The following is a 9,554-nucleotide window of genomic DNA, read 5'->3' as shown; positions in this document are numbered from 1 at the left end:
CGCCGGGCCCGGTCCTGCGGGCCGGCCCGGCGACGGCTGCTGCGGCGGTGGCGGCGGCCCCGGTCCGTGGTGCGATCCGGGTGCCGGCCTGCCACGTGCGGCACGCCGTGGGTGGGGTGCCGTCCTGCGAAGCCCGGTTCGTGGCCGGGCGCCCTGGTGCTGCGCCGAGGGTGACGGCGCGTTCTGGAGGTCCGCCTGCGGCGGCATTGGGGCCAAGGTGCCCCGCGCCGGCGCACCTTGGAGGCTCGGAAGTCGTGGAGCGCCCGCAGAGGGCGGTGGTCAGGGCGCCACTCCGGTGAGGGGCAGACCGGTGTCCTCGGGCAGGCCGAGGGCGATGTTCATCGACTGCACCGCACCCCCCGCGGTGCCCTTGGTGAGGTTGTCGATGGCGCTGACCGTGGTGATCCGATGCGCGTTCTCGTCGTAGGCGACCTGCACCTGAACGGTGTTGGAGCCGTACACGGCCGCGGTCGCCGGCCACTGCCCCTCCGGCAGCAGGTGCACGAACGGCTCGTCCGCGTACGCCTTCTCGTAGGCGGCCCGTACGGTCTCGTGCGTCACGCCCGCCTTGGCCCGCACCGAGCAGGTGGCCAGGATGCCGCGGGGCATCGGCGCCAGGGTGGGGGTGAAGGAGACGGTGACCTTCTCACCCGCCGCGGCGCTGAGGTTCTGGGACATCTCCGGGGTGTGGCGGTGGCCGCCGCCGACGCCGTACGGGCTCATGGAGCCCATCACCTCGGAGCCCAGCAGGTGCGCCTTGGCGGCCCGGCCCGCCCCGGAGGTCCCGGACGCGGCGACGATCACCGCGTCGGGCTCGGCGAGCCGTCCGACATAGGCCGGGAACAGGGCGAGGGAGACAGCGGTGGGATAGCAGCCGGGGACCGCCACGCGCCGGGTGCCGGCCAGCGCGGCGCGGGCGCCGGGGAGTTCGGGCAGCCCGTAGGGCCAGGTCCCGGCATGCGGCGTGCCGTAGAACGCCTCCCAGTCGGCGGCGCTGTCCAGCCGGAAGTCGGCACCCATGTCGATCACCAGGACGCCGGGATCCAACTGCCGGGCGATGGCGGCGGACTGGCCGTGCGGCAGGGCCAGGAAGACCACGTCGTGTCCCGCCAGTACCCGGGCGCTGGTCTCCTCCAGGACGCGGCCGGCGAGCGGCGGCAGATGCGGCTGCAGCGCTCCCAGGTCCTGCCCGGCACTGGCGTTGCCGGTCAGGGCACCGATCTCGACCTCGGGGTGCGCCAGGAGCAGACGCAGCACCTCTCCCCCGGCGTATCCGCTCGCTCCGGCCACTGCTGCTCGTACGGTCATGGCTACTCCCCCGTTGCGGGACTGGTGTTGTGCCCGTCCGCGACGGCCACCTTGCGTAGTGCTGTGCACGGCTCTCACCGGTGGGCGAGCTGCCCGGCGCCCGCCGCGGCGGCCCCGGTCGACTGCTGCCACGGGGCGTGGACCTCGTCCAGAACCCCGGGCAGGGCGTGCAGAAACGCGGCGATCTCCTGGTCGGTGACGGTCAGCGGCGGGGCGAGGCGGATCACCTGCGGGGCCACGGCGTTCACCAGTAGGCCCGCGGACTCGGCCGCCTGCTGCACCGCCGCCGCGAGCGGCTCGGTGAGCACGATCGCGCGCAGCAGTCCCGCTCCGCGGACGCCGGCGACCAGGGGATGTTCGAGGTCTTCGATGCCGCGGCGCAGTGCCTCGCCCTGTCGTGCGACGTGCGGCAGGAGGTGGTCGCCGGCGATGGTGTCCAGGACGGCGAGGGCGGCGGCGCAGGCGACCGGGTTGCCGCCGAAGGTCGTGCCGTGCGAGCCGGGGCCCAGCAGGTCGGCCGCCGGTCCGAAGGCGAGGGTGGCGCCGATGGGCAGTCCACCGCCGAGGCCCTTGGCGAGGGTGACGATGTCGGGTTCGACGCCCTGGTGGGCCTGGTGTTCGAACCAGTGGCCGGTGCGCCCGATGCCGGTCTGGACCTCGTCGAGGACGAGCAGTGTGCCGGTGGCACGGGTGATGTCGCGGGCGGCGGCCAGATAGCCGGGTGGGGGAACGACAACGCCGCCCTCACCCTGGATCGGTTCGATGACCAGCAGGGCGGTCTCCTGGGTGACGGCCTCGCGGAGGGCGTCGGTGTCGCCGTAGGGGACGAAGGTGACGTCGGGATAAGGACCGAAGGGGGCACGTTTGGCAGGCTGGCCGGTCACCGACAGGGCGCCCAGGGTGCGGCCGTGGAAGCCGCCGGCGGCGGCGACCGTGTGCGGACGACCCGTCAGGCGGCCGATCTTGACGGCGGCTTCGTTGGCTTCGGCGCCGGAGTTGCAGAAGAAGACCCTGCCTTCGCGTCCGGTCAGGGCGAGGAGTCGTTCGGCGAGCAGGACGGGCTCACGGGCGATGAACAGGTTGGAGACGTGGCCGAGGCGGCCGATCTGGTCGCGGACGGCGCCGACGACGGCCGGGTGCGCGTGGCCCAGCGCGTTGACGGCGATGCCGCCGACGAAGTCGAGGTACTTCTTCCCGTCCGCGTCCCACACGGCGGTGCCCTCGCCGCGGACGAGCGCCAGGCGCGGGGTTCCGTAGTTGCCCATCAGCGATGTCTGCCAGCGCTGGATGAGCTCCGTATTGCCGGGCTCGCTCATGGGGTCGTCCCCTCGTCGTCGGGCACGACGACCGTGCCGAAGCTCTCGTCGGTGAACATCTCCAGCAGCACCGCGTGCTGGACGCGGCCGTCGATGACGCGGGCGTCGCTGACGCCGTTGCGAACGGCGTGCAGGCAGCCGGCCATCTTGGGCACCATGCCGCCGGCCAGGCCGGGCAGCATCTTCTCCAGTTGGCCGGCGGTGAGTTGGCCGATGACGTCGCGGCTGTCGGGCCAGTCGGCGTAGAGGCCTGCGACGTCGGTGAGGACCATCAGGGTCTGGGCACCCAGCGACGCAGCGAGTGCCGCAGCCGCCGTATCAGCATTGACGTTGTAGACATGTCCGTCGTCCTGGGAGTGGGCGATCGAGGAGATGACCGGGATGCGGCCGTCGGCGAGGAGGGCCTGGACGGCGCCGGTGTCGACGCCGGTGATCTCGCCGACGCGGCCGATGTCGACCAGCTCGCCGTCGATCTCGGGCCAGTGCCGGGAGGCGGTGATGGTGTGGGCGTCCTCGCCGGTGAGACCGACGGCGAGCGGGCCGTGCTGGTTCAGCAGTCCGACGAGTTCACGCTGGACCTGACCGGCGAGCACCATGCGCACGACGTTCATCGCCTCGGGAGTGGTGACCCGCAGACCGGCCCGGAACTCGCTGACCAGGCCGCGGCGGTCGAGTTCGGCGCTGATCTGCGGACCGCCGCCGTGGACGACGACGGGCTTGAGGCCGGCGTGGTGGAGAAAGACGATGTCATGGGCGAAGGCGGCCTTGAGCTCGTCGTCGACCATGGCGTTGCCGCCGAACTTGATGACGGCGATCTGGCCGCGGTGGCGAATGAGCCACGGCAGCATCTCCAGGACGGACTCGGCCTTGGCGAGGGCGGGGTGCTGGATGGTCTTCATGATGCGTACGCGCTGTTCTCGTGGACGTACTCGGCGGTCAGGTCGTTGGCCCAGACGACGGCCGAGGCCGGGCCGGCGGCGAGGTCGGCGGTGATGCGGACCTCGCGGCCCCGCAGGTCGACTGCCGCGCGGTCGACGCCGATGGCGCCGTCTTTGCAGACCCACACGCCGTTGAAGGCGACGTTCAGGCGGTCCGGATCGAACGCGGCGCGGGTGGTGCCGATCGCCGCGAGTACACGGCCCCAGTTGGGGTCCTCCCCATGCAGCGCGCACTTGAGGAGGTTGTTGCGGGCGATGGTGCGGGCCACCTCTACCGCGTCGTCCTCGGTGGCGGCGCCCACGACCTCGATACGGATGTCCTTCGAGGCACCCTCCGCGTCGCCGATGAGCTGACGGGCGAGGTCGTCGCAGACCGTACGGACCGCGTCGGCGAACGCGCCGGCCGCGGGCACGACGGTGGAGGCGCCGGAGGCGAGCAGCAGCACGGTGTCATTGGTGGACATGCAGCCGTCGGAGTCGATCCGGTCGAAGGTGAGCCGGGTCGCCTCCCGCAGCGCCGCGTCGAGGGCGGGACTGTCGAGGTCGGCGTCGGTGGTCAGGACCACGAGCATGGTGGCGAGCCCCGGCGCGAGCATGCCCGCGCCCTTCGCCATCCCGCCGACGCTCCAGCCCTCCCCTTCGAACACCGCCGTCTTGTGCACGGTGTCGGTGGTCTTGATGGCGACGGCGGCTTGTTCGCCGCCGTCGGCGGCGAGGGCGGCAGCGGCCGCCTCGATGCCGGGCAGCAGCTGGTCCATCGGCAGTCTCACACCGATGAGACCGGTGGAGGCGACCGCGATCTCGTCGGCGCGGTGACCGAGGACGCGGGCGGTGTGCGCGGCGGTGGCGTGGGTGTCGTCGAGGCCTTCGGGGCCGGTGCAGGCGTTGGCACCGCCGGAGTTGAGGACGACGGCGCTCACCACCCCGCGGCTGAGTACCGGTTTGCTCCACTGGACGGGCGCGGCCTGCACCCGGTTGGACGTGAAGACGCCCGCGGCGGCTCTGCGCGGACCGTTGTTGACCACCAGGGCCAGGTCCGGGTTGCCGCTCTGTTTGATTCCGGCTGCGACGCCTGCGGCCGAGAAGCCCTGCGCTGCCGTGACACTCATGGCGAATCTCCTATGGTGGAAAAGATGTCCGTGACTTGGGGGGCGAGAGCGGCTCCCCCGGAAAGGAACGGGGGTTGCCGGCCACGTCGGATACGCGGTGGCCATTCCCAGAAGAGGGGGAGCCGGGGGCCTCTCGGCGCGGTCTGCCATATACCGGGCGAACTGTTCCCTCTGCCCGCCCGATGAGGTTTTCCGTATTTCTCTCATCCGCTGTCTGCGGGCGGTGTTGCGGCCGCCCTCAGCCGGAACTCGACCGTCCGTCAAGCGACCGGAGGCACACGTCGTGCCATTCTGGTCCTTCGGTGCCGGCCGTCCTGTCCGCAGGACAGCGGGCGGGTCCGGTCCGGGGAACAGATGCCCTTCGACCTCCGGCGGACCGGTGACAAGGATGGACGGACCGACCGGCCCTGGAGGAGTCCACGGTATCTCAACCAAGGCTCCGACAGGCCGAAATACCCTTGGAATGCGGGCTGGTGAGACTGTCCATCCCGCAGCGTGCTCGGATCATGGGGCGGCTTCCACCGGGAAGCCGCTCGTGAACGGCTTGAATTGGAGTGGACGATGAGCAGCAATCTGTTCGACGACGCGGACGGCCGGTTCTTTGTTCTCGTGAACGAGGAGGAACAGCATTCCCTGTGGCCGTCGTTCATCGATGTTCCCGCCGGCTGGCGGGTGGTGTTCGGTGAGGACGGTCACGCGCAGTGCCTGGAGTTCATCGAGCAGAACTGGACCGATCTGCGGCCCAGGAGCCTGCGGGAGGCGATGGCCGGGTAAGGGGCTGCCCGCGGCGGCCCGGCTTCGGCCACAGGACCGGCGAACGGCTCGTCAGCGCTGCTGGCGGGCCGTTCGTGTGTCTGCGGCCCCTCATCGTGCGACCGCGGCGTGCTCGGGGCGGGCCGCGGGCTCCGGGGCGGGGCGCGTGGCGAGGACGGAGTCGGCGATCTCGCCGCTGCGCACGGCGATGTTCGACAGCAGCGCGGAGGACAGTCCGTGGGTGTGCTCGGTGCCGCCCTGGACGTAGATGCCGAAGGGCAGTTCGGGGGCGAGAAGACGGTTGTCGCGTTCGACGCGGTGGCGGCTGGCCGCATCCCGCAGGCAGTAGCGGTCGAGGTCGCCCAGGAGGCGGCTGGGTTCCATGGAGTCGTAGCCGGTGGCGAAGACGATCGCGTCGACGTCGAGTTCCTGGGTGTGGCCGTCCAGCAGGGTGTCGAGCAGGACGCGAGTCTCGTCGCCGGCCCGCTTGACCTCCCTGACCCGGGTCATGTTGAGGAAGTGCAGGCGCTGGGTGCCGTCGACGTCCTCGGCGTAGGAGCGCCGGTACAGGTCGCGGATGACGTCGGCGTCGACGACGGAGTAGTTGGTGTTCTTGTGGTAGCGCCAGAACGACTCCCGTGCCTGGTCGGTGCCGTAGTAGTAGTCGTCGACGGCGGCCGGGTCGAATATCTGGTTCGCGAACGGGGTGTCGTCCGCGATGGAGTATCCGTACGACGGGAAGATCGCCGACACCTGGGCGTGCGGCAGGCTGTCGTAGAGGAAGCGGGTGATCTCGGCCGCGCTCTGGCCGGCGCCGACGACGGCGACGCTGGTGAGGTCGCCGGGATTCATGCGCCGGTACTTCTCCAGGAACTCCGAGCTGTGCCAGACGCGTTCGTCGCGTTCCATGCCCTCGGGCATGCGCGGGACGAGTCCGGTGGAGATGGCGACATTGCGGGCGAGGACCTGGCGCACGGCGCCGGTGGTGGTGTCGCGGGCTTCGACCACGAGGTGGTCGGGCCGGCCGTCCGCGCCGTCCGGCGCGAGGCGCACCGAGGTGACGTCGTGGCCGTAGTGGACACGGTCGGTGAAGTTGGCGGCCGCCCACTCCAGGTACTGGTGGAACTCCAGCCGGGTCGGGAAGAAGTCCATGTTGTTCACGAACCGGGCCAGCCGGCCCGACTCGTGCAGATACGACACGTAGCCGAAGCGGGACACCGGATTGCGGAAGGTGGCCAGGTCCTTCAGGAACGAGATCTGCATGGTCGCCGACGGCAGCAGCATGTTGCGGTGCCAGCCGAACGAGGGCTGCCGCTCGAAGAACACGGCGGTTGCCGGGCGGGCCGGCACATTCTCCCGATGCTCGTCCAGGGATATGGCGAGCGACAGATTCGACGGGCCGAAACCGATGCCGACCACGTCGTATACCTCGTGTGCACGAGTACTCATAGAGAATTCTCCCGCTTGTGTAGCTGTGACAGGGCCCCGCCGTTTCCCGGCGGGTCGATTGTTGTACCCACAAGGCCCCTGATCAGGAAAGGAGTCGACTGTCGTCGAGTTCACGGTTCGGTGGTCTCGGAATCTCAACCGGTGGATCCGGGAGTTCGCGATGGGGCTGGAGAACACCGTGAATCCAACGTAGAGCGGCCGGACACGGTGTGCAAGAGTTCCGGCCTTCGCGCCAGGCTCTTGTGTCCTGTCGACAGTACATCGGTGTCCGGGTCGCGGATTCAATTGACAGGTGCGCTCAATGCACCGGTAGCGTCGGTGACTTGACCCCTCCTCGCAATGAATCCGCGATGAATCACCGAAAGGGTGGATGTCAGATGTTCGTTCCCCGTCAATACCGAGAACCGCACCGGTCGTGGATGACCGATGTGATCCGCAACAATCCGATGGCGTTGATGACGAGCAACGGCGTGGCCGACGGGGATTCCCCCGGTGCGCCGTTCGCGACGCATCTGCCGGTCATTCCGAATCCGGAGACGGGCGGAGAATGGCCGGAGGACCTGTCGGGTACGACGCTGCTGGGCCATATGAACCGGGCGAATCCCCACTGGGCGGCGCTCGGCACGGGAACTCCGGTGCTGCTGGTGTTCACCGGTCCGCACGCCTATGTCTCGCCGACCGTGTACGGGACGACGCCGGCGGCACCGACGTGGAACTTCACCTCGGTGCATGTGCACGGTGTGATGGAGAAGCTGGAGTCACGGGAGGAGACGCTCGAGGTGGTGCAGTCCACCGTGCGGGCCTTCGAGGGCGACTTCGGCAACGGGTGGGACATGTCGGAGTCGATCGGCTACTTCCACAAACTGGCGCCCGCGGTGGGCGCGTTCCGGGTCCGGGTGGTGCGCGCCGACGGCATGTTCAAGCTCAGCCAGGAGCAGGCGAGTGAGGTGCGGGAGCGGGTGCAGCGCTCGTTCGCGGACCGGGAGTGCGGCCGGCACCGGGCGACGGCGCAGCTGATGAGCGAGCTGCCGTGTGCACGGACCTGAGCCGGTCCTGCCGCCGCGGCAGGAGGCGGAGATAGCGGCAGGGCCCGCACCCGGTGACGGGGGCGGGCCCTGCGGCCGGGTGAGGAGGGTCAGGCGCTGAGGCCGGCTTCCCGGGCCAGCCGGCCCCGGTCCTCGGGTTCCTCCAGGGCGCGCCCCGCGGCGCTGTCGAGGGTTTGCAGGACCCACTGCTCCAGGCCCAGTCCGGACTGTTCGGCCGCCTTGTGCCACCACTGCATGCGGCTGCCGGGCAGAGCGAGACGCCGGGTCGTCTCGAGCGGCTGCACGCTGTGGGGCTGGTCACCACCGCGGGCGATGCGCAGGGCGGCGCGGAGCTGTTTGGTGGTCCAGGTGTTCTGCTCGGCGCGGTCGAGCCACATCTCCTGCTCGTCGACGGGCAGGGACGCGATCTCGGCGTGGTGCTGGAACGTCAGGGCGGCCCGGCGCCGGCCGGTGGGGAACCGGCGGGCCACCCAGGCGTAGTTGCGCAGGGTCTGGTACTGCAGCCCGGCGGCGCGGATGCCGCGCTGGTAGCGGTCGGTGTAGTGGTCCTTGCCGTAGACCAGCCAGTCACCGAGCCACCAGGAGGAGGAGTCGACGATGCCCGAGAGCTGGCGGCCTGCCTGCTCCCAGTCCTCGTAGGTCATGACGGCCGGTATCTGAAGGGCCACCTTGGTGGTGAGGACCTGGCCACGGCGCGGCTCCTCGCCGCTGCGGCGCTGCGGGGGCAGCGCCTGGGGCCGGCGGCGGAACGGGGCGACGTTCGCGCCGTCGAGGCCCGGGGTGCTGGGGGTGGTCATCGTGCCTCCTGATGGAACGTGAACGCGTGCGGGCGTCGCCGTCCGTTCCCGGACGGGCGGGGTTGTTCAGGGGTGCGGCAGCGGTGGTCGGATGCGGCGCGGTGCCGTTCACCGTCGCGTCGTGCGGTGCCCGGCTGTCCTGTCCGCACCCGTCGACCACTCCCCCCGTTCGCCTCGACCACAAAACCTCCCACGTGCTGGCGGCCACCGGCCGGCTGGCTGGGGCGGCCCCCGCCGGGCGCGATGCTCGCGCGCGGGGGCATCCCTCACTGTCGTAAGGAATCGAACACCGTGCCGCGCAAGGGGGGCGCAACACGGCGGTGCGGGCGCCGTGTTGCGCACGTGTTGCGGGTGGAGGGGTTTTCTCGTCGGTGACGGTTCGCCGCACTCGCCGGCGCCGCGGGCATCCGCCGGGTGCGTGCGGCAGACCGTCGGGCACCGTGCCGGCCCCTGCGGGGCGGGTGTGCGAGTGCCACTCCCCCGCCATCGAGAAGAGGCCGAAGATGACCATCACCCATGCGCAGGCGTCCACCGAGCAGACCGGAGCCCGCACCGAGCAGGCCGCATCGCTCATCGGCGGCGCGCGCGAGCGGATCGACGCGCTCGACAACCGCATCATCGGGCTCATCCGTGAGCGGATCGCCTACTCGGCCATGATCCAGGAGGCGCGGATCGCGTCGGGCGGCCGCCGGGTGAACCTCTCGCGCGAGACACAGATCCTGTCCCGTTACAACGAGGCCCTGGGCAAGCCCGGCACCACGCTGGCGATGACGCTGCTGGAACTGGGGCGGGGCCGTATCTGATCCGCCGCAGGCAACGCGCTGGGGCCCGGCCGCAT

General features: G+C 70.7%; 9 protein-coding genes. 3 read left to right on the top strand and 6 right to left on the bottom strand.

Annotation, left to right across the window (positions count from 1 at the left end; genetic code table 11):
• Window positions 1-279 precede the first annotated feature (279 nt).
• The 4 genes from argC to argJ all read right to left on the bottom strand — a co-directional run bounded on the left by argC (window position 280) and on the right by argJ (window position 4,671).
• Complete coding sequence (gene argC / locus ACFWU3_RS36125; protein ID WP_384445818.1) at window positions 280-1,308, bottom strand: N-acetyl-gamma-glutamyl-phosphate reductase; 1,029 nt, start codon at window positions 1,306-1,308, stop codon at window positions 280-282.
• Window positions 1,309-1,382: 74 nt separating this feature from the next.
• A complete protein-coding gene (locus tag ACFWU3_RS36120; protein ID WP_384445816.1) occupies window positions 1,383-2,624 on the bottom strand; it encodes an acetylornithine transaminase in 1,242 nt (413 codons plus the stop codon).
• A complete protein-coding gene (gene argB, locus ACFWU3_RS36115) occupies window positions 2,621-3,523 on the bottom strand; it encodes an acetylglutamate kinase (RefSeq protein WP_384445814.1) in 903 nt (300 codons plus the stop codon). Before argB ends, ACFWU3_RS36120 begins: the two co-directional genes overlap by 4 nt.
• Entirely contained in the window at window positions 3,520-4,671 is a 1,152-nt protein-coding gene (gene argJ, locus ACFWU3_RS36110) for a bifunctional glutamate N-acetyltransferase/amino-acid acetyltransferase ArgJ (RefSeq protein WP_384445813.1), read from the bottom strand. The genes argB and argJ overlap by 4 nt, the downstream gene beginning before the upstream one ends.
• Window positions 4,672-5,232: 561 nt before the next feature.
• Between argJ and ACFWU3_RS36105 the strand changes: the two genes are divergently transcribed.
• On the top strand, window positions 5,233-5,445 hold the full coding sequence (locus tag ACFWU3_RS36105; protein WP_327685987.1) for an MbtH family protein: 213 nt from the start codon (window positions 5,233-5,235) through the stop codon (window positions 5,443-5,445).
• 90 nt (window positions 5,446-5,535) lie between these two features.
• On the opposite strand, the gene ACFWU3_RS36100 is transcribed toward ACFWU3_RS36105, so the two are convergent.
• On the bottom strand, window positions 5,536-6,873 hold the full coding sequence (locus tag ACFWU3_RS36100; protein ID WP_384445810.1) for a lysine N(6)-hydroxylase/L-ornithine N(5)-oxygenase family protein: 1,338 nt from the start codon (window positions 6,871-6,873) through the stop codon (window positions 5,536-5,538).
• A 350-nt stretch (window positions 6,874-7,223) separates the two neighbouring features.
• Here ACFWU3_RS36100 and ACFWU3_RS36095 point away from each other — a divergent pair, with 350 nt between their 5' ends.
• Window positions 7,224-7,919, top strand: a complete 696-nt coding sequence (locus ACFWU3_RS36095; protein WP_384445808.1) for an FMN-binding negative transcriptional regulator — start codon at window positions 7,224-7,226, stop codon at window positions 7,917-7,919.
• A gap of 89 nt (window positions 7,920-8,008) precedes the next feature.
• Here the strand turns inward: ACFWU3_RS36095 and ACFWU3_RS36090 are convergent, their stop codons facing one another.
• Window positions 8,009-8,716, bottom strand: a complete 708-nt coding sequence (locus ACFWU3_RS36090; protein ID WP_384445806.1) for an LmbU family transcriptional regulator — start codon at window positions 8,714-8,716, stop codon at window positions 8,009-8,011.
• Between the two features lie 503 nt (window positions 8,717-9,219).
• On the opposite strand from ACFWU3_RS36090, the gene ACFWU3_RS36085 reads away from it, so the two are divergent.
• The gene (locus ACFWU3_RS36085) at window positions 9,220-9,519 is read left to right on the top strand and encodes a chorismate mutase (protein ID WP_384445804.1); all 300 of its coding nucleotides are present in this window, start codon (window positions 9,220-9,222) and stop codon (window positions 9,517-9,519) included.
• Window positions 9,520-9,554 lie beyond the last annotated feature (35 nt).

Origin of the sequence: Streptomyces sp. NPDC058685 (assembly GCF_042714725.1) — a bacterium.
GTDB lineage: Bacteria > Actinomycetota > Actinomycetes > Streptomycetales > Streptomycetaceae > Streptomyces.
The sequence above is the reverse complement of the archived record's forward strand: the minus strand, read 5'-3'. Positions and strand labels throughout refer to the sequence as shown.

Excerpts from the sequence above, each read along its gene's own strand:
- argC (WP_384445818.1), bottom strand. The coding sequence starts at position 1,308 with ATGACCGTACGAGCAGCAGTGGCCGGAGCGAGCGGATACGCCGGGGGA.
- ACFWU3_RS36120 (WP_384445816.1), bottom strand. The coding sequence starts at position 2,624 with ATGAGCGAGCCCGGCAATACGGAGCTCATCCAGCGCTGGCAGACATCG.
- argB (WP_384445814.1), bottom strand. The coding sequence starts at position 3,523 with ATGAAGACCATCCAGCACCCCGCCCTCGCCAAGGCCGAGTCCGTCCTG.
- argJ (WP_384445813.1), bottom strand. The coding sequence starts at position 4,671 with ATGAGTGTCACGGCAGCGCAGGGCTTCTCGGCCGCAGGCGTCGCAGCC.
- ACFWU3_RS36105 (WP_327685987.1), top strand. The coding sequence starts at position 5,233 with ATGAGCAGCAATCTGTTCGACGACGCGGACGGCCGGTTCTTTGTTCTC.
- ACFWU3_RS36100 (WP_384445810.1), bottom strand. The coding sequence starts at position 6,873 with ATGAGTACTCGTGCACACGAGGTATACGACGTGGTCGGCATCGGTTTC.
- ACFWU3_RS36095 (WP_384445808.1), top strand. The coding sequence starts at position 7,224 with ATGAATCACCGAAAGGGTGGATGTCAGATGTTCGTTCCCCGTCAATAC.
- ACFWU3_RS36090 (WP_384445806.1), bottom strand. The coding sequence starts at position 8,716 with ATGACCACCCCCAGCACCCCGGGCCTCGACGGCGCGAACGTCGCCCCG.
- ACFWU3_RS36085 (WP_384445804.1), top strand. The coding sequence starts at position 9,220 with ATGACCATCACCCATGCGCAGGCGTCCACCGAGCAGACCGGAGCCCGC.